The sequence below is a fragment of the Sodalis sp. RH20 genome (assembly GCF_047324205.1).
Classification (GTDB): domain Bacteria; phylum Pseudomonadota; class Gammaproteobacteria; order Enterobacterales; family Enterobacteriaceae; genus Acerihabitans.
This window is the reverse complement of sequence record NZ_CP178733.1, coordinates 4,202,419-4,224,152: the sequence shown is the minus strand read 5'-3', so window position 1 is coordinate 4,224,152 and position 21,734 is coordinate 4,202,419. Positions and strand designations below refer to the sequence as shown.

Sequence of the window (21,734 nt, the reverse complement as noted above, 5' to 3'; positions counted from 1 at the left end):
GGATATGCTTGCCTATAACACGAACGGGGATGACTCAAATGGGTGATAAGCTTTACTTATCAATGGAGGACCTGGCCTGGCACCATGATATCGGGCTGCTGATCGATAGCCTGGACCAGGCGGATTTTTGGCTGAAAGCCGCGCGCTATTTGCATGGACGGCTGGTATTCGATAATTGGGTGGCGCTGCTGTTTATCCGCGACGCGCCGCCGGTGATCTTCGCCGAAAGTGATGAAAGTGACGGCAGCGACGCCAAATTGTTTTTGGATTATCAGAAAGGCCTATACCTGCTGGACCCCTTTTACCTTGGCGTATGGGCCAATCCGCGCAGCGGGCTGCAGCGCCTGGACGAGGTGGCGCCGATTCATTTTCGCGACTCCGAGTATTACCGCCGTTATTTCCAGCGCAATATCGTCGAGGATGAAGTGCAGTTAAACCTGGTATTGGATGAGCGGCGGATTTTGTGTTTATCGCTGGGCGGGGCGCGGCGTTTCAGCGATCACGACATGGGCTTCCTGCGGCTGTCCGTGGCCTGGCTGCTGCCGCTGATGCGCCAGCGCATGCGTTTTGAAACCGCCCGCGCCGAGAGCGTGGCCTCTCCTTTCCTGACCGGCCTGCCGGGCACCGAAATGCTGACCGAACGCGAAAGCGAGGTGACGCAGCTCATGTTAAGCGGCTGCTCCACCAAGGAAATCGCCCGTCGCCTGTGTATCTCCATCGAAACCGTGCGCGCCCATAAAAAGCATATCTATGCCAAGCTGGGCGTGAAAACGCAGTCGGAATTATTTGTGCTGTTTTGGCAGGGGCGGCAGGAGTGATGTCGGCCCATTTTCCCGGGGCAGGCTCTTAAAATCGTCCGTAATCAGCAGCGCGGCGGCTTTTTTCAGGATATCCCTTTCCATCTCCAGGCACCTGATGCGTTCCTCAAGCTCCTGGATGCGCTGTTGATCCGCTGTGACCGCCATGCCCGGCGGCATGATGCCGCTGCGTTCAGCCCGCAGCTGCGCGACCCAGCGGTACAATATGTTTTCGTTGACCCCGGTGGCGTCACAGGCTTCCTTGTAGGTATGGTTTTTATCGAGCACCAGGCTTGCGGCCTCCCGCCTGAACTCCATGCTGAATGTTGTTTTTCTGGTCATCAGGACATCCTTTTTAATCCGGCGATTATATCGCCTATCAGGACGCCCGGCATTAGTAGCACCGCCTGCCGTTGCCGCGCGGCCGTCCCCGGCGGCCACGCTTAACCAACAATCTCGGCCAGGGGATTATTCCCGGCCGGCCGGAGAATAATCATGCTTCCTGCCGTTTCGTTCCTGTGCCGTTTAACCGTTTCTTTGCGATCTTCGCAGGGATAAAACCTGACTGGCTCGCTGAAAGAATCAATTATCTCGCACGCTATAAGGCGGGAAATGCTATTTCGCGGGACGCCTGTCCCAGCGAATAATTTCGGGGCGGCAGCGATGCCGGTTTGACGCTTTGCGCAGGGACCACGCCGTCGTCATAACTTTGTCATGATTGCGTCAGGCCGGTGTCAGCGCCGGGGCCGTAAACTCCTTACCTGAAACAAGTGGTACAGACCACTGCCACCACGGTATATGGAGCTTAAAATCATGCGTATTTTGTTAACCCGTACTATGTTGTCATCCGCCGCCTGCGCGCTTTTGCTTACGGCAGGCATGGTTTCCGCCCAGGCCGCGCCGGTCAGGAATATCGTCCTGGTGCACGGCGCATTTGTCGGCGGCGCCGGCTGGCGGCCGGTGTATGATATTTTGACCAGGGACGGCTATCACGTCACACTGGTGCAGGAGCCGCTGACATCGTTCCCGGAAGATGTGGCCGCCGCCAAACGTACGCTGGCCATGCAGGACGGTCCGGCGGTGCTGGTGGGGCATAGCTACGGCGGCGCCATCATTACGGAGGCGGGTAACGATTCCCATGTCGCCGGCCTGGTGTATATCGCGGCCCACGCCCTGGATAATGGCGAAACCGAGGCCAGTAACGGTAAAAAAATGCCCAACACCGCGCGACCTTTCGCCAAAACGCCCGACGGCTACCTGTACATCAACCCGGCAAATTATCCGGCGGATTTCGCCGCCGATCTGCCGCGCAAACAGGCCGAGTTCGAGGCGCAGGCGCAGATGCCGACCTCGGCCAGCGTATTTACCGCCAATATTGCCGACCCGGCCTGGAAAACCAAGCCGAGCTGGTACATGGTGGCGCAGGCCGACAAAATCATCAGTCCCGACCTGGAGCGGATGTATGCGGCGCGGGCGCATAGTCATACGGTGGAAGTCGCCGGCGCCAGCCATTCGGTATACGAATCCCATCCCCAAGAGGTCGCGGCGCTGATAGAACAGGCGGCGCGCCATGCGTTAGACTAAACCGTGGCCGCGACAGGCCGCGCCGGAGATTATATGAAGATTCTCGTCATCGAAGATGAACCCAAGGCCCGGGACTATATGCGCAGCGGCCTGACCGAATCAGGTTATGTGGTCGACGTGGCGTCGGGCGGCGTGGACGGCCTGCATATGGCCCTGGAAGAACGCTACGATCTGATCCTGCTGGATGTGATGATGCCGGGAATGGACGGCTGGTCGGTGATGGAGGTGATGGACAAACGGATTGATACCCCGGTGATCTTCCTCACCGCCAAAGGCACCCTGCAGGATAAACTCAAAGGGCTGGCGCTGGGCGCGGACGATTACCTGGTGAAGCCGTTTTCCTTCGCCGAGCTGCTGGCGCGCATCCGGATTGTTTTGCGGCGCGCGGGACAGGGCCGGCAGGATGACGTGCTGGCCGTCGCCGATTTGCAGATGGATGTCGCCAAACGGCGCGTGGAGCGCAACGGTGTGCGCGTCGACCTCACCAACAAGGAGTTTAACCTGTTGCATCTGTTTATGCTGAGCCCGGGGCAGGTGCTGACCCGCTCGCTGATTGCCTCCAGGGTGTGGGATATGAATTTTGACAGCGACACCAACGTGGTGGATGTGGCGGTGCGGCGTCTGCGGCAGAAAATAGACGAGCCGTTCGGCAAGCCATTGATCCATACCGTCCATGGGGTGGGTTATCGCTGTGAAGACGAAACATGAAACGTTTCTCGCTGACCTCCCGCCTGTCATCGGCCCTGGCCATGCTGGTCATGCTGGTCATGGCCACCGTCGGATACGCCCTGTACCGTACTCTTGAGCAACAGCTGATTATCCGCGACGACGGGGCGCTAATCACCCGCGTCGAGCAGATCCGTACCCTGTTGCTCAATGAAGACGTCATGACGCTGATTCACGATAAGCCCGGCCTGTTTGCCAATATGCTCGGCAATACGGAGTCGTTATTGGTGCTGCAATTTACCGACCGGCCCCCCCTGATTGAAATCAATCCCGGCCATTCGCCCATTCCGCACATCAATCCGGTGCCCGCGGACGCGCCCCTGACGCTCGCCGCCGTACAGCATGCGGTGGCCGCCGGCGGCATTCCCTTTATTTCCGCCTCCGCCCTGGCAAACGTCGCCAGCGCGCCTTATCAGGTAAAAATCACCACCGGCCGCCTGATGTCGGAGCGCACCCGTACCCTGGCCATGTACCGCAACCAGATCATCCTCGTCGCGTCGATCGCCACCGTGCTTACCGCGCTGCTGGCCTGGATTTTCACCCGCCGGGGTCTGGCGCCGCTGCGCCGCCTGGCCGCTGAAACCGCCATGATGGATGTCCGCTTTTTGTCCAGGCGCATCGGTATCACCCATGCGCCGCCCGAACTGCGGGAACTGATCGCGGCGTTTAATACCATGCTGGAACGGCTGGAAATCAACTTTCGCCAGCTTAGCCAGGTATCCGCCGATATGGCCCACGACCTGCGCACCCCCATCGGCATACTGCTCGGGCAAACGGAAGTGGCGATGCGGTTCAAACGTGATAATGACTATTATGAAAACCTGCTGGGCTCGAATTTCGAAGAACTGCAGCGCCTGGCAAAAATGATTGATAACATGCTGTTCCTGGCCCGGGCCGGGGATGCGGGCCATGCCATCCAGCGCGTGGTGCTGTCGTTAGCGGACGAATTCGGGCGTTTGAGCGAGTATTTTGAAGGGCCGGCCGGAGAACGCGGCCTGACGCTGGTCTGTGCGCGGGACGGCGCCACGGCGTGGGCCGACCCCGAGCTGCTGCGCCGCGCCCTGGCCAATCTGCTGGCCAACGCGATACGTTATGCCGACGCGGGCACGGCCATCGTGCTGCGGGCCGTGCAGCAGCCTGAGGGAACCACCATCAGCGTGGAGAATACCGGCCCCGACATTGCGCCGCAGCACCTTGAACGCCTTTTTGACCGTTTTTACCGCGCGGACGCTTCGCGTACCGGCGACGCCAGCGCCAGCGGGCTGGGTTTGTCCATTGTCCGCAGCATCATGATGCTGCATCAGGGCAGGTGGCATGCGCAAAGCAGTAAACGGCTCACCCGGTTCAGCCTGTTTTTCCCGGCAAAACCGCGGTAAAACCATTGCCGGGAATATATTTCATAAAAGTGGCATATCCGGCAAACATATTTGATAATTAATCAAATATGAAAACGACTCTTGATGAAATGCAGGCGTTTATCGCGGTAGTGGACAGCGGTTCCATTACCGCCGCCGCCGCGCAGCTGGATCAAACCATTTCCGCCACCAGCCGCACCCTCGGGCGGTTGGAAGAGAAACTGCGCACCACGCTGCTCAGGCGCACCACGCGCCGGCTGGAACTTACCGAGGAGGGCCGGGCCTTTCTCGAGCGCGCCCGGGATATCGTCCGCGCCGTCGAGGAGACGGAGGAATTGCTGTCCATGCGGCGTAACCAGCCGTCCGGGCTGCTGCGCGTGGATGCCGCCTCGCCGTTTATGCTGCACGTCATCGTGCCGCTGGTGGCGGGGTATTGTGAGCGCTATCCCCAGGTGGCGCTGGAGCTGAACAGCAATGAGGGCATTATCGATTTACTGGAAAAACGCACCGATCTGGCGATCCGCATCGGGCGGCTGAAGGATTCCACGCTGCACGCCCGGCTTATCGGCAACAGCCGCATCCGCGTGCTCGCCAGTCCCGCTTATCTGGCCGCGCGCGGCACGCCGGCAAGCGTGGCGGAATTATCCCGGCATACCCTGCTGGGTTTTAACCAACCCGAGGCGCTGAATGAATGGCCGCTGCCCGATGACAGCGGGCTGCCGCTGCATATCCAGCCGTCCATCCGCGCGTCCAGCGGCGAAACATTGCGGCAACTGGCGCTCAATGGCGCCGGTATCACCTGCCTGTCGGATTTTATGACATGCGCGGATCGGCGGGAGGGGAGGTTGTGTCAACTGTTTCAGCGGCAGACGCTGGATGTCCGCCAGCCGATTAATGCGGTGTATTATCGTAATACGGCGCTGTCTTCCCGGATCCAGTCTTTTGTCGATTACCTGGTCGAGGCCCTCGGCCCCCATGGCTTCGGCGCATAAGGCGCCGCGGTTTAGCTGAACAGGCCGAGATGCTCGATCAGGATATGACAACCGATGCCGACCAGCACCATGCCGCCCAGGATCTCGGCCCATTTACCCATGACCGGGCCCAGGAAGCGGCCAAGCAGCACGCCGGATGAGGTCATGACCAGCGTTGCCGTACCTATGGCCAGCGCCGTGGTGACGATATTCACCTGCAGGATGGCCAGGCCGACCCCTACCGCCATGGCATCCAGGCTGGTGGCGATGGCCGTGGTGACCAGCAGCCAGAAACTGTGTTTTCTGCGCGGCGGCAGATCGTCGGTGGTTTTGTTAAAACAGCCGTGAATCATCATTCTGCCGCCCAGGATACCCAGCAGGATGAAGGCGATCCAATGATCCCAGGCGACGATGTATTTGCTGGCGGCAATGCCCATTATCCAGCCGATTACCGGCGTGATCGCTTCCACCGCGCCAAAGATGGCGCCGGTTCTCAGCGCCTCTTTCAGCCCCGGGCGTTCAAGCGTCGCCCCTTTGCCGATGGAGGCGGCAAAGGCGTCCATCGACATGGCGAAGGCGAGGATCATGGTGGCGTACATATTCATTATTATTACCGGGTGGTGCCTGGCATCGATCCTGCCGCTGTTCGTCCTGCGCGGCGGGCGCATACCGGTTAATCAGTGAAAGAGGGGATGATACAGCGTTATCGCAGGAAAAAAAAGACAATAAAAACATGGGATTAAGTATAGCCATGGCTATATTTTATAGCCATGGCTGTTTAGCGGTATAAAATTGCGACGCTTTACGCCGGCCGCTGCTCGCTGCGCCGGCCCGCGATCAGCATGATAAGGCCGCCGGCCAGCAGCGTCAGGCCGCTGTAGGCGATGGCGCCCGGCGGCCCGAAGCCGTCCACCAAGAGGCCGCCCGCCACTGCGCCCAGCGCGATGGCGATCTGGAACGTCGTCACCAGCAGGGCGCCGGCGGTTTCCGCATGATCGGGCGCGGCCAGCGTGTTCCAGGTCTGGAAGCTTACCGGCAGCGCGCCAAAGGCAAAACCCCAGGTCGCCGTGGCGGCAAAAGCCAGCCCGGCCAACGCGCCGTAGGCAAGCAGTAATGCTGCCATGACGCTGAGCAGGAGCGCCGCCAGCCCAACGCCCAGGCGGGCGCTGCGTTCAGCGATAAAGCCACCGGCGAGATTGCCGAAAAACCCGCCGATGCCGAAGGCCAGCAGCGCCAGGGAAATCATGCGCACGTCAAAGTGCGGCACCTGTTCCAAAAAAGGGCGTACATAGGTAAAGCCGGCAAAATGCCCCGAGATGACGAATATCACGGTAACCAGGCCGATGCGGATGCCCGGGCGGCGCAGCAGCAGCCAAAATGTCCCGAGGCTCGGCACATCCGCCGGCGGCAGCCGGGGCAGGGTGACCAGCTGTGCCAGCAAGGCGGCGATGCTGATGCCGGCGGCCGCCAGAAAAGTGGCGCGCCAGCCCAGGATATCGCCCAGATAGGCGCCCAGCGCCGGGGCGCAAACCGTGGCCGCCGAAACGCCGGTAAAAATAATCATCATGGCCCGCGGCAATAACCGGGCCGGCACCAGGCGCAGGGCAATGGCGGCCGCCAGCGACCAGATGCCGCCCAGGGCAATGCCGAGCAGCACCCGGGCTGCGATCAGCACCCAGATATTGGCGGCGACGGCGGCCAGCAGATTCGACAGCACCAGCAGCAGCGCCAGCCCCCAGACGACCATGCGCCGGTCCACTTTGCCCGTGCCGAGCACCACCGCGGGGCCCGCGATGGCGGCCACCAGCGCCGTCGCCGTTACCGCCTGCCCGGCGGCACCGTCCGAAATGCCCAGATCGGCGGCGACCGGCGTCAGCAGGCTGGCGGGTAAAAATTCCGCCGTCACCAGGGCAAATACGCCGAGCGACAGTGAAACCACCGCGCTCCAGGCCGCGGCGGAGCGCCCGTTATCGGTACGCGCCCCAGGGCATGACAAGCTTTCATCACCGGTACAGGACTTTTCTGACATGGAGACTCCACGAGATTCTTTGCAAGGTATGATCCGGATGGTACAGTTGAAGAGTTGGAACATCCATGCTAGGAAACCCGTAATGCTTGACAATTCGTCCAAATCTGGCGCGCCGCCGTTAAACGATCCTTTAACCGATATGCTGCGGGGACTGCGCCTGGACGGGGTGGAATATGGCCGCTGCCGACTTGCCGCGCCCTGGGCCTTTGCGTTTCCGGCCCGCCAGGACGCCTGTTTTCTGTTCGTGGCGGAAAAAGGCTGCTGGCTGCAGACCCCGGCCGGCGCATGGGAAGAGCTGAACGCGGGCGACGCGGTGCTGTTGCCGCGCGGCAGCGCGCACGCGCTGGCAAGCGCCCCGGGCGTGGCGCCGCAAGCCTTTCCCCGCTGGCAGTGTCAATCGATTACCGGTAATTTCTTCGATTTAAACGCCGGCGACGAAGGCGAGCATTGCGTGCTGTTCTACGGTTCCATGCGTTTTAATCTTGATAGCCTGCATCCCTTGCTGCGCATGATGCCCGATATGATGCGCGCCCATGAGCTGATGCGTAACGAGCCGGCGATCGTGCCTTTGCTGGAGGCCATGGGCTGCGAGGTGGCGATGAACCGGGTGGGCGCGTGCGGTATGGTAACGCGCCTGGCCGATGTCCTGGCCGCGCAGATTATCCGCGCCTGGGTAGAACACGGCTGCGGCAGCGCGGCGGGATGGATTGCCGCGGTGCGCAACCCGGAAATCGGCCGCGTGCTGGCGGCTATCCACGCGGCGCCCCACCGTGACTGGCCGTTGTCCGAACTGGCCGGCGTGATGGGCGCGTCGCGCTCCAGCTTCGCCAGCAAGTTTGCCGCCATCGTTGGGGAAACGCCGGCCCGCTATGTCGCGCAGGTGCGTATGCACCAGGCGCGGCAGTGGATTATCCGCGATTCCGCGCGCATTTCCGAGGTGGCCCAGCGGCTGGGATATGACTCCGAGGCGTCCTTCAGCCGCGCCTTTAAGCGCATTATCGGCACGGCGCCGAGTCATTTTCGCAACGTTGCGAAACAGGATGCCTGACATTGTCATGCTATGGCAAGAGGAAAACCGGGCGTTATTCCGGCCGCTACGCGACCAGGCGCTACCGTCCGGGCGCGTTATAGAGAACACATCGGCCTGGCCGGGTCGCTTTAGGCCGCGTCGCCAGCGCTGCGGGATTGTCCGCTGATTTTTTGCCGCGCCCACTGCTCTGCGCTTGTCATGCCGATATGGTGCTTATGATTAAACGTCTGGTTCATATCCCATGCCACGCCGGTTCCTTTGGCGAAGGCCAGCCGGTATTTGCGCACCGTATCCCCAGGTTCACGCGCCAGCCCGGCGGCGAGGTACGCTATATCCCATGTCACACGGCGAACCTTGGTGCCGGTTACGCCGTCAACGATATCCGCCAGCCGCGCATAGGTCAGAGTATCGCCGGCGATATACACCACCTGGTTGACGATGCGCGGCGCGGCGAACAGAATAGCCGCGGTCAGTACGCCGATGTCCTCGGGCGTGGTGACGGTAACGGCGTTATCCCAACTGCCCAGGGCATGCACGGTGTTGTGCGCCAGATCCACGATGCCGAAAGACGGCTCGAACAGATAGCTGGTAAAGATGCCGGTGGAAACGATGACCCATTCGGTGCGCGTTTGCGCCCGCAGGAGATGACGCACGTCGAGCTGTTCGTCAAACAGATCCTGGCCGCTGCCTTTGCCGATCAGATCGTAATCGACGCCGAATTGCCAGGGAAAATAGCGTTTTACTCCCGCCGCCAGTACAGCATGGGCTATTTTAAGCTGCGTGCCGCCGCCGGCGGCAAAGCCGGTGCAACACACCAGGGTGGTAAACGGCCGGAAGAGGTCGGCCAGGTCCGATGTGGTCGCGGTGAGCAGATCGCCCGCGAGCAACTGTACGCCCAGCGCGCGCAGTTCGGCCACATCACGTTGTTTGCCTGGTTCCCGGCTGTGTATGGATGCCTGGCGCAGCAGCACGGTGATGGTGGTGCCGGCGGATAAGGCGGCGCGCTGCGCCAAATTGCGGATCACCGCCATGCCGAGCTCGCCGGCGCCGATCACCAGGATAGCGTCGTGGGTATTTTCAGGGTTGACGTTCATGGACTTCTCCTATTAAGTTGCGACCAGGGTTACATCTCCCATGATGAAGAACAAGAAGGCACACCGGTGATACCGGGAGGCAATGTGGAAATGAGCGATATGATTGCACGGTCGCAGGCCGTGTGCGACGCGTTGAGCGACGACGACGATGGTTTAAAGCGCGAGGTGCTGACCCATGCCGGCAACCGCTGGTCGCTCGGCATCGTACACATCCTGGGCGTGGGGGGACGGCTGCGCCATGCGGAGATAGCCAGGCGCATGGGCGGGGTTACGCAGCGTATGCTGACCCGCTCGCTGCGGCAGCTGGAGCGCGACGGGCTGGTGCTGCGTTATGACTATTTTGAGAAATCCCCGCGCGTGGAGTATGAGCTGTCGGAGCTGGGCAGGCAGTTGCTGGGGCAAATGATACCGCTGTGGTTATGGGTGGTGGAGAATGCCGACCGATTTCGCCAGGCACGGGCGACTTTCGATACCGCCCGGGAGCGTCCGTAAGTCGTCCCGGGCGGCTAGCGTTATCCGGGGAAACAATCCGGTTTGGAGATGATGCCCGGACGGCGGTTATGTATTACAGTGAGATCAGGATAGTTATGCCAGGGGCCACGGTCCTGTTTAACCCGGAGATCTTACCATGCTCACATCGCATATGCGCATCGCCCGCCCCGTCACCAACCTTGAACTCAGCAGGGAAATGTACTGCTCGGGCCTCGGCATGCGGGTGCTGGGCAGTTTTACCGGCCATAATGGGTTTAACGGCGTCATGCTCGGCGCGCAGGGACTGCCCTGGCATTTTGAATTTACCGTTTGCGAACAGCACCCGGTGCCGCCGGCGCCGACGCCGGAAGATCTGCTGGTGCTCTACCTGCCGGATGAGGCGCGGTGGCGGCGATCGTGCCAGCGTCTGGGCGAGGCGGGTTTCGAGCGGGTGGTATCGTTTAATCCGTACTGGGACGTGGCGGGCAAGACCTTCCAAGATCATGACGGTTATCGGCTGGTGCTGCAAAATCGGGCCTGGGGCGACGAATCCGGCGCCGGCGCGGCCTAAGGCAAATGTTGCCAGGCGATTTCCAGGCCAAGGCCGAGCAGGCCCAGGAAAAAACAGCGGCGAAACAGTCCGGGACTGATGACTGCGCGCAGCCAGGCGCCGAAAAACATGCCCGCCAGCGCGGGAATAACGGCCAGCAGCGACAGGCCCAGCGCGTGCATCGGCAGCATATGATGCCAGGCGAGGCTGGCCGCCAGCGCCAGGGTCGAGACGGTAAACGACAGCCCCAGCGCCTGGATAAGCTCGTCCCGCGCCAGGGCCAGGGCATTTAAATAGGGCACGGCGGGGAGGACAAACACGCCGGTGGCGCCGGTTACCAGGCCGGTGATTCCTCCCGCCAGCGGCCCCAGCCATTTCTCCGCCGCGGGCGGCACCCGCGCCTGCCGGTTAAGCAGGCTGACCAGCGCATAGGCCATCAGCAGGATCCCCAGCCACAGCGATGTCCACGCCGCCATTGCGCCCGCCATCATGCCTGCGCCGTACCAGGTGCCGAGGCATACGGCCAGCAGCATCGGCCAAAGCCTGCGGCATAAACGCGCCCGGTGCGGCCCGCTGCACAGTTGCCATATATTCGTCACCAGCGAAGGGATAATCAGCAGCGCGGCCGCTTGCGCGGGCGGCATCACCACGCCCAGCACGCCCATGGCAACGGTAGGCAGGCCAAGGCCAATCACGCCCTTTACCATACCGGCGATCAGGAATGTCAGCCCGATTAACAGGATATACAGCGTCGGTTCCATGGTAAGCTTTTTTCTCAAAGTGCGGGTCCTTCTATTTTTGCCGCGTAAAGCATGCGGCACAATGCGTATGTTTTTAAGTCGGCCTTCGTTATTGCCGAAGGCTGGACGCCAGGCCGCACACGGGTAGGGAGGTAATATCATGCATTTCGACCTGACCGATTTACGTCTGCTGGTGTGGGTCGTCGACGCCGGCAGCATTACCGCCGGCGCGGGCAGGGCCTGCCTGTCCCTGTCGTCCGCCAGCGCCCGCATCGCCGGGCTGGAACGGGAGGCGGGCGTCCGCCTGCTGGCGCGCCGCCACCGGGGCGTCACGGCCACGCCGGCGGGACGGGTGGTCTATGACCGGGCAAAAATCATCCTGGGACACGCCGCGCAGCTGTCGGGCGAATTAAGCGCCTTTACCCAAGGCATAAAGGGGCAGGTGCGGCTGCTGGCGAACACCGTGGCGCTGGGGCAGTTTTTGCCCGGGCCGCTGTGTGATTTCCTGCGGCTGCATCCCGGCGTGGATATTGAGCTCGATGAACTGCCCAGCGAGGAGATTACCCGCGCGGTGGCGTGCGGCGCGGCGGATATCGGTATCGCGGCGGATCATGCGGATTTCAGCGGGCTGGAAATCCTGCCGTTCAGGCAGGATTGTTTAGTGCTGGCGGTGCCGCCGGGACATGCGCTGGAACGGCGTCGGCGGGTCAGCTTCAGCGAGGCGCTGGACCATGAGTTTATCGGCCTGCCGGAAGACAGCGCGCTGGCGCGGCATATCGAAGGACACGCGATCCGCGCCGGTAAAACCCTGCGGCTGCGGGCCCGGGTGCGCGGCCTGGATAATATCCGGCGCATGGTGGCCGGCGGCGCGGGAATTGCCATATTGCCCATCGCCATGGCGGCGAACGGGCCGGACGACGGCGTGGCCTTTATCCCGCTGGACGAAAACTGGACCCGGCGGCGGCTGATGATTGCCGTGCGCTCCCAGGCCAGTCTGCCGCTGCCGGCAAGGCGGCTGACGGCGTTCCTTACAAATAGCGCGCGATAAAACTGTCCAGATCGCGAAAATCCGCCAGGCGCTGTTGCAGCGTCTCATGATCCCAATGCCACCACTGGCTGCGCTCGATACGTTCAATCAGCGTCGCGTCAAAACGGCTGCCGATGGGTTTCGCCGGTACGCCGGCGACAATCGCGTAGGGCGCGACGTCCTTGGTCACCACCGACGCGGTGCCGATGACCGCGCCGTTGCCGATGGTGACGCCGGGCATAATGGTGGCGCCATGGCCGATCCACACGTCATGACCGATGGTGACATGCCGTTCGCGCCGCCAGTCGAAAAACGCCTCGTCGTCGGCGCCCAGTCCGTATGCCGAGCTGCGATAGGTAAAATGATGCTGGGCGATGCGCTGATAGGTGGGATGGTTGCCCGGGTTGATGCGCACATAAGAGGCGATCGAGACGAATTTACCGATGGTGGCGTACGAAATCTTGTTATGGCCGTCGGTATACGAGTAATCGCCCATGTCCACCTCTTCGAGAAAGGCGTCATCGGCCAGATGAACATACTGGCCGAGGCGGGTGCTGTTCAGTATCACGTTGTTGCCGATTTTCGGCTGTGACCGGGATGTCATGAGTTGGGTTCCTGTCAAAATAACGCATTCTTCACGGCGGATCGGCGCTGCCTGCCCCGCCGCCGCGGGCTGAAAGGGGCCGCGGTCAGAAGACCTGCCGCCCTTGCCGCCAGACATTTTTCACCGACACATGGCCGTGATGGCGATGGGCCAGCACCAGATCGGCGCGCAAGCCTTCGGCAATCAGGCCGCGATCGCCGAGTCCCAGCGCCCGCGCCGGATTGCCGGTCATCAGCATCACCGCCTGCGGCAGGGTAAAATCGTTGGTCTCATCCGCCGCGATGCGAAACGCGGCATCCAGCAGGCTGGCGGGATAGTAATCGGAGGAGAGGATATCCAGCACCCCAATCGAGGCCAGATGATGGGCCGCCACATTGCCGGAATGCGATGCGCCGCGCACGATATTCGGCGCGCCCATCAATACCTGCAAACCCAGCCGGTGCGAGGCGCGCGCCGCCGCCTCGGTGGTGGGAAATTCGGCGATGGCGCTGCCCAGGGCGCGCGATTCCTGCACATGCGCCACGGTGGCGTCGTCATGGCTGGCCAGGGTAATATTGCGCCGGCGGCAATGGGCGGCGATCGCCGCGCGGTTGGGCGCCGACCAGCGCAGGGCCAGGGCGGTCTGTTCCTGTTCAAAGGCATCCATTTGCCGATCGCTGAGATGATATTTACCCTGGGTATATTCACGGTATTTCAGCGACGAGACAAACTGGCGCTGGCCCGGCGAATGATCCATTAATGACACCAGCGCCACCGCCGGCTGATCCATAAATTGCTCAAACAGCCCAAGGGTGCTGCTATGGGGCAATTCACAGCGCAGGTGCAGCCGGTGTTCGGCGCGGGTGGCGCCGGAGGCGTGGCTGGCGACAATGGCGTCGATCATTTTTTGCAGCGTGCCGGCCCGGTGTCCGCCGTCGCGCACATCGCCTATCGCCACCGCGTCCAGCACGGTGGTGATGCCGTTGGCCACCATCAGCGCGTCATGGCTGCTCATGGCGGAATGCGCCGGCCAGTCGACATTCGGGCGCGGGGTAAAGAATTTATCCAGGTTATCGGTATGCAGTTCGATTAACCCGGGCAGCAGCCAGCCGCCCTCGCCGTCCAGCGCCTGGGGCAATTGGCTGGCGCTGTCGGCGTAGCTGAGAATCATGCCGTCGCGCATCTCCAGCGAACCGCTGACAATCTCATCTTTTAATATGAGTTTGACGTTATTAATGATCATCGGGGGTGTTCACCTCATGAGACGGTTGCATAGCGTAGAGCCGGTCCGCCACCCGCTGGCGGACGGCGTCGTCATGGAAAATGCCGACAATGGCGGCGCCGCGCTGTTTGGCCTGTTCGATCAGGGCGACCACCGCCGCGCCGTTGCGGCCGTCGAGCGACGCGGTGGGCTCGTCGAGCAGCAATACCGGGTAATCGATGATAAAACCGCGCGCAATATTGACCCGCTGCTGCTCGCCGCCGGAAAAGGTGGAGGGCGCCAGATGCCAAAGCCGGCGGGGCACATTCAGCCGGTCGAGCAATGCCTCGGCGCGCTCGCGGCACTGCACGCGTTCGACGCCCAGCTCCAGTAATGGCTGCATCACCAGGTCCAGGGCGCTGATGCGCGGGATCACCCGTAAAAACTGGCTCACCCAGCCGACGGTATGGCGGCGCACCGCCAGGATTTGCCGGGCCTCGGCCTGGACCATATCCAGCCATCCGCCCTGGTGCCGTATCCAGATATGGCCCTGGTCGGGCAGGTAATTGGCGTACAGCGAGCGCAGCAGGGTGGACTTGCCGCTGCCGGAATGGCCGTGCAGCACCAGGCATTCGCCGCCCTTGACCGTCAGGTTGGCGTCGCGCAGCACCGGCAGGCGCACGCCGTTTTGCTGATGCAGCACAAAGGTTTTACTGAGATGTTCGACCCGCAATTGCGTATTCATCCGATGGTTCCACATGATAGATGCCTTTGTCTCAGGATAAGACCGACGAGACCAGGAGCTGGGTGTAGGGATGATGGGGATCGTCCAGCACCCGATCGGTGAGTCCGCTCTCCACCACCCGTCCTTCCTTCATCACCAGCAGCCGATGGGCCAGCAGGCGCGCCACGCCGAGATCGTGCGTGACGATCACCGCCGCCAACTGCATCTCGACCACCAGCCCGCGCAGCAGATCCAGCAGCCTGGCCTGCACCGACACATCCAGTCCGCCGGTGGGCTCATCCATAAACACCAGCCGCGGCCGGGTGACCAGGTTGCGGGCGATCTGCAGCCGCTGCTGCATGCCGCCGGAAAACGTGGTGGGCAAATCATCAATGCGCGCCGCCGGGATTTCCACATCCTCCAGCCAGTGGGCGGCCTGTTGCCGGATCTCGCCATAATGGCGCTGGCCGACGGCCATCAGGCGCTCGCCGATATTGCCGCCGGCGGAGACGCGCGGGCGCAGTCCGTCGAGGGGATGCTGGTGCACCACGCCCCATTCGGTGCGCAGCAGGCGGCGGCGGTCGCTTTCCGCCATGGCGTACAGGTCGCGCCCCGGACCGGTGGCCGGACAATAGGTTATCCTGCCCTCCTGCGGCGTGAGCCGCGCGGAAATGGCTTTCAGCAGCGTGGTTTTGCCCGATCCGGACTCGCCGACAATGCCGACCACCTCGCCGGGATAGATATCGAACGAGACGTCGCTGAAGCCTTTTCCCGGCGCGTAGAGATGCGTGAGGCGCTCAACCGACAGCAGCGGTGTCGGGGAAAGCGATGCGGAGGTCATACGGGATTCCCCTGTGGCTGTTGCGCCAACTGCTGCTGGCAAAAATCGGTATCGGAGCAGATAAACATGCGATTGCCCGCGTCGTCGAGCACCACCTCGTCCAGGTAGCTGGCGCGGGATCCGCACAGCGCGCAGGGCTGCTCCCAGCGCTGCACGCTAAAGGGATGGTCATCGAAATCCAGGCTCTTGACCTTGGTAAAGGGCGGCAGGGCGTAGATGCGTTTTTCACGGCCGGCGCCGAACAGCTGCAGCGCCGGCATCATATGCATTTTGGGATTATCGAACTTGGGGATCGGCGAGGGATCCATGACATAGCGATCGTTCACCTTTACCGGATAAGCGTAGGTTGTGGCGATATGGCCGTAACGGGCGATATCTTCGTACAGCTTGACCTGCATGACGCCGTATTCTTCCAGGGCGTGCATTTTACGGGTTTCGGTTTCCCGCGGTTCGATAAAGCGCAGCGGCTCGGGGATCGGCACCTGGTAAATCAGGATCTGGTCCGCCGCCAGGGGCGTTTCCGGGATACGGTGGCGGGTCTGGATAAGCGTGGCCTGGGTCGTGCGCCCGGTGGTGGCGACGCCCGCCACCCGCTGGAAAAAGCGGCGGATCGACACCGCGTTGGTGGTATCGTCCGCGCCCTGGTCAATCACCTTCAGCACATCGTTGCGGCCGATAATGCTGGCGGTGAGCTGGACCCCGCCGGTGCCCCAGCCGTAGGGCATCGGCATTTCACGCCCGCCGAACGGCACCTGGTAGCCCGGAATGGCCACCGCCTTGAGAATGGCGCGGCGGATCATGCGTTTGGTTTGTTCGTCGAGATAGCCCGGATTATAGCCGGCCAATGTCTCACTCATGGGGGTTCTCCGATCCGGTGCCGGCGCCGTGGACAAATTCCTGGCGCAGGCGTTTAAGCAATTCCAGTTCAGCCTGGAAATCGACGTAGTGCGGCAGCTTGAGATGGGAAACAAATCCCGCCGCCTCCACATTATCGGCATGGGCCAGCACGAACTCCTCGTCCTGGGCCGGGCTATCGACCTGCTCGCCGTACTCGCCGCATTGCAGCGCGCGATCGACCAGCGCCATGGACATCGCCTTGCGCTCGGCGCGGCCGAATACCAGCCCGTAGCCGCGGGTAAAATGCGGCGGCCGGTCCGCGGGGTCGACAAAGCCGTTGACCATTTCACATTCCGTCAGCAGGATTTCGCCGATATCAATGGCAAAACCCAGCTCTTCCGGCACGACGGTGACCGTCGCGTAGCCGCTGCGGATCTCGCCGGCAAACGGATGGGTGCGGCCGTAACCGCGCTGGCCGGAGTAACTTAGCGCCAGCAGAAAACCCTCGTCGCCGCGTACCAGCTGCTGTAGGCGGGCGGAGCGCGAGCTGGGATAGGTGGGCGGACGGCGGGTGATATCGTCCGGTTCCGCGCCGTCGTCGTGTTCGCCGGGAGCCAGCTGCTGCTGGCCGAGCAGGCTGAACACATGGGCGCATTCATCGGGCAGCGCGGCGTCGGCGCGCGGCGCGGCCGGCACCGGCGCGCCCTCCGCCAGCAGGGCGAAGTCCAGCAGCCGGTGGGTATAGTCATAGGTCGGCCCGAGCACCTGTCCGCCGGGCAGATCTTTATAAACCGCCGAAATACGGCGCTCCAGGCGCATTTTTTCCGTGGCGAGCGGTTCGCTCACCGCCAGGCGCGGCAGAGTGGTGCGGTAAGCCCGCAGCAGGAAGATGGCCTCGACCAGATCGCCGCTGGCCTGTTTTATCGCCAGCGACGCCAGTTGCCGATCGTAGATGCCGCCTTCTGTCATGACCCGATCCACCGCCAGGCCGAGCTGTTGATCGATCTGCCCGCAGCCGATCGCCGGGATCGCGTCGTCGCCGCGACGCAGATGTTCCTGTAGTTGATGGGCGGCATCAATCGCCTTTTCCCCGCCTTTCACCGCAACATACATCAGCACACCTCCACATGGGTGGTCCTGGGAATGGCCATCAGGCCGTCTTCGCAGGCCAGCAGGAAATCAAGGCCAAGCGGGAAACGCTGTGGCCGGTTGACCAGATAATCCAGCAGCGGCGCCGGCAGCGCCGGGGCCGCCCGGCGCGGATGCTCTATGCCCGGGCCGCTCAGGCGCAGCGGTACGCCATCGTCCAGGCTGTCGATTTGCACTACCACCATGGCGCCGAGCTCGGGCGAAATTTCAGTGCCGTGCGCCAGCGCCTGGAGCTGCGCGGCGGTAAGCCGGTTATCGAATACGGCAAGGCTGGCGAGCGCCGGGCGTGCGGCCAGCGGCGCGCCGGTATGGAAACGCAGGTTGTTGATAACGGCGTCGCTGCCCAATGCCGGGCAGATGGCGAGCGGCGTTTCCCCATCGGCCAGCGTCAGCAGTACGCCGGTGGCGGCCTTGCCGAGCGGATGCCACCCGTCCTTTACCGGCAGGGTCACCCGGGAGCCGGGTTCGCTCAGGGCTTTGAGGATCAGGCGAAAAGCCTGCTGGGACTGGTGCACCGGTTGGGTAAATCCTGGCAGCAGCGTCATCAGTTATCCCCCCGCACCAGGGTAAAGAAGTCCACGCGGCTGGCGGCGATTTCACGCGCCCGTAATTGGTGTTGCTCTTGCCGCCGGGCGGACAGGGGCTCGATTAATTGCCGATGCAGGCGTTCATGATGCTCCGCCCGTTGCAGCATGGCATCCGCCAGGGCGCACAGCTCGGCATGGGCTTTATCGCGACCGGCCACGTAGCTGTAGCCATAGGTGCCGCTGCCAAGGCGGACCACGGCCCGCGTTACCGTCATGTCGCCCAGGACAAAACGGCGTCCTGTGGCGCCCATGCGCGCGACAAGCTGGGTAAGCCCGGTTTCCGGCGCGCGGATAATGTCAAACGGGACGTTAAGATCCAGGGTCTGCCAGCCGGCCCGCACTTCCGCGGCGGGGGAGGACGCCAGTACCGACATCCAGCGCTGTCTTTGCTGTAAGGTAAACATTCAGTGCTCCATCGTCAGTTCAATCATATCGGCGCGCGCCAGGGTAAAGGAGTATTCCGCTATCCGGTCGCTGTCGCCGCGGGTATTGAGCGTGCGCACGCAGAGCAGCGGGATTTGATGGGCCGCCTCCAGAAGCTGGCTTTCCTTGGTCTGGGCCCGCCGCGCGCTGATGCGCGTTTGCCTGCGCACCAGCTTCTCGCCCAGGCGCGTAGTGATAAATTCATGTAGCGAACCGCTGGCGAACTGCTGCAGTTCGGGCCACCACGCCAGGTCCGGCAGATAGTGGTCAATAACGCTGAGCGGCACGCCGTTGACCCGGCGCAGCGTGCGTAAATGAATCACGGTTGCGCCGGCCTGGCACGACAGCGCGTCCGCCACCGGCACGCTGCACGGTCGCAGCACCGCCAGCAGCAGTTCGCTGGTGGGGTGGCTGCCCTGATCCAGCAGGTTCTGGCTGAAATGCGCCTGGGCATGCAGCGGATAGTCATAGGGCCGCATCAACACCAGGATGCCGATACCGTGCCGACGCTGCAGCCAGCCGCGATCCACCAGTTGATCCACCGCGCGCCTCAGGGTGTGGCGGTTAACCTGATAGCGCTGCGCCAGGCGCTGCTCCGACGGCAAATATTCGCCGCTGCGGTACTGCGTGCGCAGCTCCTGCTCCAGCTGCGCGGCGATATGCTGATAAAGCGTGGGATAACTGGTCGGATGTCTAGATAACTGCATCATAATAAAAATCTCCACGGGGCGGCGGACAGTGGGTATGCAATAACGGGATGGCGCGGTGTGGCGGCATAACATACGGCAACGCTTCCGTTACGACATTGCATAGCATGATGGCGGCGCAAGATGACAGTGCGGTTAAAATAAGATGACATCGGAATGAATACTTGCCATTCACTGTTTTTATAAAAGAAGAAACGTCTGCAGCTATTTGAATTAAAGAGATAAAAAGATATTGCTCATGCGACGGGAATATATTTTTTGGGGCAACAGGCTGATGAATGACTTAATCCGGGGCAGCGTCACCTGAGCATCATAATAATATCATCCTGCTGTCATATATTAATCCGTTAATAGCAATCCATAGTGGTTTGGTAGACTTATTCCGGAGCAAACTTATGGCACAGGCACTGTTGCAGTTGGCGCAGCCCGAGGATCCCGTACTGCTGGCGCTGGAACAAAAAAAGGTCTTGGCGGTCAGGGGATTGAATAAGCATTTTAATCCGCAAAATAAGGTATTGCAGGACATTAACTTTGACCTGTACGCCGGTGAATTTGTCGCGATCATCGGCCGTTCCGGCGCGGGGAAATCCACCCTGCTGCATATCCTCAACGGCTCATTGCCCGCCTCCGGCGGCGAAATCCTGCATTACGCGCAAGACGGCGGCATGCTGGATATCGCCAGTCTGCCCGCGCGCCAGATGCGGCGATGGCGGGCGCAGTGCGGCATGATTTTCCAGGATTTTTGCCTGGTGCCGCGCCTGGATGTCATTACCAACGTTCTGCTGGGACGATTAAGCCAGACATCGACGTTAAAATCCCTGTTTAAAATATTCGACGATAACGATCGCGCCAGGGCGATCGAACTCCTGCAATGGCTGAATATGCTGCCCCACGCCCTGCAACGGGCGGAGCATCTGTCGGGCGGGCAAATGCAGCGGGTGGCCATTTGCCGCGCGCTGATGCAAAACCCGAAAATAATGCTGGCGGACGAGCCGGTGGCTTCTCTCGATCCCAAAAATACCCACCGTATTATGGGTGCGCTGAAGAACGTGGCCGAAAATAATATTTCCGTTTTGATAAACCTGCATTCCGTTGAATTAGTAAAAGAATATTGCACGCGAGTAATAGGTATTTCCCAGGGACGGATTGTTTATGACGGACATCCCGATCTGCTGGATGAGCACGTCTTGCAGATATTATATGGCGATGAAATTGCCCAGGTTCATTGATAAGCAGATCAGCCTCCGTTAATAGAGCGGGCGGGTTGGATTAACCCACACTTTTTGCCATTTTATTCATTGACTCACAAAGGCTATTTTAATGAAAAAGACATGTTCCCTGATAACCTTGCTGGCCGGTGCCTTCATGACATTGAATGCCGGTGCGGCCGATGCCCCGAAAGAACTTAACCTGGGTATTCTCGGCGGGCAGAACGCGACGCAGCAGATTGGAGACAATATGTGCGTAAAAGATTTTCTGGATAAAAAATTAAATGTCGATACCAAGCTGCGCAACTCCTCCGATTATTCCGGCGTCATCCAGGGGTTATTGGGCGAGAAGGTGGATATGGTATTGAGCATGTCGCCGTCGTCCTTTGCCTCGGTGTATATCGCCAATCCCAACGCGGTCGATCTGGCGGGCATCGTGGTGGACGACACCGATCAGTCAAGGGGCTATCATTCTGTAGTGGTGGTCAAGGCCGACAGCCCGTATCAAAAGCTGGAAGATCTGAAAGGTAAATCCTTTGGTTACGCCGACCAGGATTCCACCTCAGGTTATCTGATCCCGGATCATGTGTTCAAGAAGCAATTTGGCGGCAATATTGATAATAAATACAATAACTTTTTCTCAAGCGTTACTTTTTCCGGCGGTCATGAGCAGGATATTCTGGGCGTGCTGAACGGCCAGTTCGAAGGGGCGGTAACCTGGGCGTCGATGGTGGGCGATTACGATAAGGGTTACAACACCGGCGCCTTTGTGCGCCTGATTAAGGCGGACCATCCCGATTTGATGAAACAAATCCGCATTATCTGGCAATCGCCGTTAATTCCCAATGGCCCGATATTAGTACGCCACTCCCTGCCGGCGGATTTTAAAGCCAAACTGGTCGACGCTATCGAGCAGTTGGATAAGCAAGACCACTCATGCTTTATCAAGGCGGTTGGCGGCAAACAGCATATCGCCCCCACGTCCCTGAAGGAATTCCAGGATATTATCGACCTGAAACGCGAGCTGGTGAAAGGCAATCGCTAAGGCGCGGTAGGGTTGTTAACCCCCGCTGGCCGCCAGTTGGCGGCCGGCTCTGAAA

The 21,734-nt window shown here is 61.2% G+C and carries 25 protein-coding genes; 11 read left to right on the top strand and 14 right to left on the bottom strand.

Features of this window, described 5'->3' with window-relative positions:
• Positions 1 to 38 precede the first annotated feature (38 nt).
• A complete protein-coding gene (locus tag ACL2XM_RS19365; protein ID WP_413731434.1) occupies positions 39 to 818 on the top strand; it encodes a response regulator transcription factor in 780 nt (259 codons plus the stop codon).
• On the opposite strand, the gene ACL2XM_RS19360 is transcribed toward ACL2XM_RS19365, so the two are convergent.
• Entirely contained in the window at positions 783 to 1,139 is a 357-nt protein-coding gene (locus tag ACL2XM_RS19360) for a transposase (RefSeq protein WP_410012460.1), read from the bottom strand. The two genes, ACL2XM_RS19365 and ACL2XM_RS19360, sit on opposite strands and share 36 nt — an antisense overlap.
• 471 nt (positions 1,140 to 1,610) lie before the next feature.
• On the opposite strand from ACL2XM_RS19360, the gene ACL2XM_RS19355 reads away from it, so the two are divergent.
• From ACL2XM_RS19355 to ACL2XM_RS19340, 4 genes are all read left to right on the top strand, one after another.
• The gene (locus ACL2XM_RS19355) at positions 1,611 to 2,381 is read left to right on the top strand and encodes an alpha/beta hydrolase (RefSeq protein ID WP_410012459.1); all 771 of its coding nucleotides are present in this window, start codon (positions 1,611 to 1,613) and stop codon (positions 2,379 to 2,381) included.
• 33 nt (positions 2,382 to 2,414) lie between these two features.
• Entirely contained in the window at positions 2,415 to 3,089 is a 675-nt protein-coding gene (locus ACL2XM_RS19350) for a heavy metal response regulator transcription factor (RefSeq protein ID WP_413731432.1), read from the top strand.
• Positions 3,086 to 4,483, top strand: coding sequence for a heavy metal sensor histidine kinase (locus ACL2XM_RS19345; RefSeq protein ID WP_413731431.1), 1,398 nt, complete (start codon positions 3,086 to 3,088; stop codon positions 4,481 to 4,483). Before ACL2XM_RS19350 ends, ACL2XM_RS19345 begins: the two co-directional genes overlap by 4 nt.
• Positions 4,484 to 4,551: 68 nt before the next feature.
• Positions 4,552 to 5,454: a LysR substrate-binding domain-containing protein gene (locus ACL2XM_RS19340; protein ID WP_413731429.1), complete on the top strand. Its 903-nt coding sequence runs from the start codon at positions 4,552 to 4,554 to the stop codon at positions 5,452 to 5,454.
• Positions 5,455 to 5,465: 11 nt separating this feature from the next.
• On the opposite strand, the gene mntP is transcribed toward ACL2XM_RS19340, so the two are convergent.
• Together mntP and ACL2XM_RS19330 are read right to left on the bottom strand one after the other, a co-directional pair.
• Positions 5,466 to 6,038 (bottom strand): manganese efflux pump MntP, encoded by a 573-nt coding sequence (gene mntP, locus ACL2XM_RS19335; protein ID WP_410012455.1) that lies wholly within the window; start codon positions 6,036 to 6,038, stop codon positions 5,466 to 5,468.
• Positions 6,039 to 6,235: 197 nt separating this feature from the next.
• Entirely contained in the window at positions 6,236 to 7,462 is a 1,227-nt protein-coding gene (locus ACL2XM_RS19330; RefSeq protein WP_410012454.1) for an MFS transporter, read from the bottom strand.
• An 82-nt stretch (positions 7,463 to 7,544) separates the two neighbouring features.
• Here ACL2XM_RS19330 and ACL2XM_RS19325 point away from each other — a divergent pair, with 82 nt between their 5' ends.
• Positions 7,545 to 8,510, top strand: coding sequence for an AraC family transcriptional regulator (locus ACL2XM_RS19325; RefSeq protein WP_413731427.1), 966 nt, complete (start codon positions 7,545 to 7,547; stop codon positions 8,508 to 8,510).
• A gap of 110 nt (positions 8,511 to 8,620) precedes the next feature.
• Here the strand turns inward: ACL2XM_RS19325 and ACL2XM_RS19320 are convergent, their stop codons facing one another.
• Entirely contained in the window at positions 8,621 to 9,586 is a 966-nt protein-coding gene (locus ACL2XM_RS19320) for an aromatic alcohol reductase (protein ID WP_413731425.1), read from the bottom strand.
• A 90-nt stretch (positions 9,587 to 9,676) separates the two neighbouring features.
• Here ACL2XM_RS19320 and ACL2XM_RS19315 point away from each other — a divergent pair, with 90 nt between their 5' ends.
• A complete protein-coding gene (locus ACL2XM_RS19315) occupies positions 9,677 to 10,078 on the top strand; it encodes a winged helix-turn-helix transcriptional regulator (RefSeq protein ID WP_410012451.1) in 402 nt (133 codons plus the stop codon).
• Positions 10,079 to 10,214: 136 nt separating this feature from the next.
• A complete protein-coding gene (locus ACL2XM_RS19310) occupies positions 10,215 to 10,628 on the top strand; it encodes a VOC family protein (RefSeq protein WP_410012450.1) in 414 nt (137 codons plus the stop codon).
• Here ACL2XM_RS19310 and ACL2XM_RS19305 read toward each other — a convergent pair.
• Positions 10,625 to 11,368 carry a sulfite exporter TauE/SafE family protein gene (locus tag ACL2XM_RS19305; RefSeq protein WP_413733243.1) on the bottom strand — a complete coding sequence of 248 codons (744 nt, stop codon included), beginning with the start codon at positions 11,366 to 11,368 and terminating at the stop codon, positions 10,625 to 10,627. The genes ACL2XM_RS19310 and ACL2XM_RS19305 overlap by 4 nt on opposite strands.
• A 139-nt stretch (positions 11,369 to 11,507) precedes the next feature.
• Between ACL2XM_RS19305 and ACL2XM_RS19300 the strand changes: the two genes are divergently transcribed.
• Entirely contained in the window at positions 11,508 to 12,395 is an 888-nt protein-coding gene (locus tag ACL2XM_RS19300) for a LysR family transcriptional regulator (RefSeq protein WP_413731423.1), read from the top strand.
• On the opposite strand, the gene ACL2XM_RS19295 is transcribed toward ACL2XM_RS19300, so the two are convergent.
• The 9 genes from ACL2XM_RS19295 to phnF form a co-directional block, all read right to left on the bottom strand.
• Positions 12,376 to 12,978, bottom strand: a complete 603-nt coding sequence (locus ACL2XM_RS19295) for a DapH/DapD/GlmU-related protein (RefSeq protein ID WP_413721953.1) — start codon at positions 12,976 to 12,978, stop codon at positions 12,376 to 12,378. The genes ACL2XM_RS19300 and ACL2XM_RS19295 overlap by 20 nt on opposite strands.
• 85 nt (positions 12,979 to 13,063) lie before the next feature.
• Complete coding sequence (phnM, locus tag ACL2XM_RS19290; protein ID WP_413721954.1) at positions 13,064 to 14,200, bottom strand: alpha-D-ribose 1-methylphosphonate 5-triphosphate diphosphatase; 1,137 nt, start codon at positions 14,198 to 14,200, stop codon at positions 13,064 to 13,066.
• Entirely contained in the window at positions 14,190 to 14,903 is a 714-nt protein-coding gene (gene phnL / locus ACL2XM_RS19285; RefSeq protein ID WP_413727296.1) for a phosphonate C-P lyase system protein PhnL, read from the bottom strand. The genes phnM and phnL overlap by 11 nt, the downstream gene beginning before the upstream one ends.
• Before the next feature lie 31 nt (positions 14,904 to 14,934).
• Positions 14,935 to 15,723 carry a phosphonate C-P lyase system protein PhnK gene (phnK, locus tag ACL2XM_RS19280; protein WP_413721956.1) on the bottom strand — a complete coding sequence of 263 codons (789 nt, stop codon included), beginning with the start codon at positions 15,721 to 15,723 and terminating at the stop codon, positions 14,935 to 14,937.
• Entirely contained in the window at positions 15,720 to 16,580 is an 861-nt protein-coding gene (locus ACL2XM_RS19275) for an alpha-D-ribose 1-methylphosphonate 5-phosphate C-P-lyase PhnJ (RefSeq protein ID WP_410012441.1), read from the bottom strand. Before ACL2XM_RS19275 ends, phnK begins: the two co-directional genes overlap by 4 nt.
• A complete protein-coding gene (locus tag ACL2XM_RS19270) occupies positions 16,573 to 17,673 on the bottom strand; it encodes a carbon-phosphorus lyase complex subunit PhnI (protein WP_413731422.1) in 1,101 nt (366 codons plus the stop codon). Before ACL2XM_RS19270 ends, ACL2XM_RS19275 begins: the two co-directional genes overlap by 8 nt.
• Positions 17,673 to 18,254 (bottom strand): phosphonate C-P lyase system protein PhnH, encoded by a 582-nt coding sequence (phnH, locus tag ACL2XM_RS19265; RefSeq protein WP_410012439.1) that lies wholly within the window; start codon positions 18,252 to 18,254, stop codon positions 17,673 to 17,675. The genes ACL2XM_RS19270 and phnH overlap by 1 nt, the downstream gene beginning before the upstream one ends.
• Entirely contained in the window at positions 18,254 to 18,700 is a 447-nt protein-coding gene (gene phnG / locus ACL2XM_RS19260; protein WP_410012438.1) for a phosphonate C-P lyase system protein PhnG, read from the bottom strand. Before phnG ends, phnH begins: the two co-directional genes overlap by 1 nt.
• Positions 18,701 to 19,426 (bottom strand): phosphonate metabolism transcriptional regulator PhnF, encoded by a 726-nt coding sequence (gene phnF / locus ACL2XM_RS19255; protein ID WP_410016653.1) that lies wholly within the window; start codon positions 19,424 to 19,426, stop codon positions 18,701 to 18,703.
• Between the two features lie 395 nt (positions 19,427 to 19,821).
• Between phnF and phnC the strand changes: the two genes are divergently transcribed.
• Together phnC and phnD are read left to right on the top strand one after the other, a co-directional pair.
• A complete protein-coding gene (gene phnC / locus ACL2XM_RS19250) occupies positions 19,822 to 20,655 on the top strand; it encodes a phosphonate ABC transporter ATP-binding protein (RefSeq protein ID WP_413721959.1) in 834 nt (277 codons plus the stop codon).
• 91 nt (positions 20,656 to 20,746) lie between these two features.
• Positions 20,747 to 21,679, top strand: a complete 933-nt coding sequence (gene phnD / locus ACL2XM_RS19245) for a phosphonate ABC transporter substrate-binding protein (protein ID WP_410012436.1) — start codon at positions 20,747 to 20,749, stop codon at positions 21,677 to 21,679.
• Positions 21,680 to 21,734 lie beyond the last annotated feature (55 nt).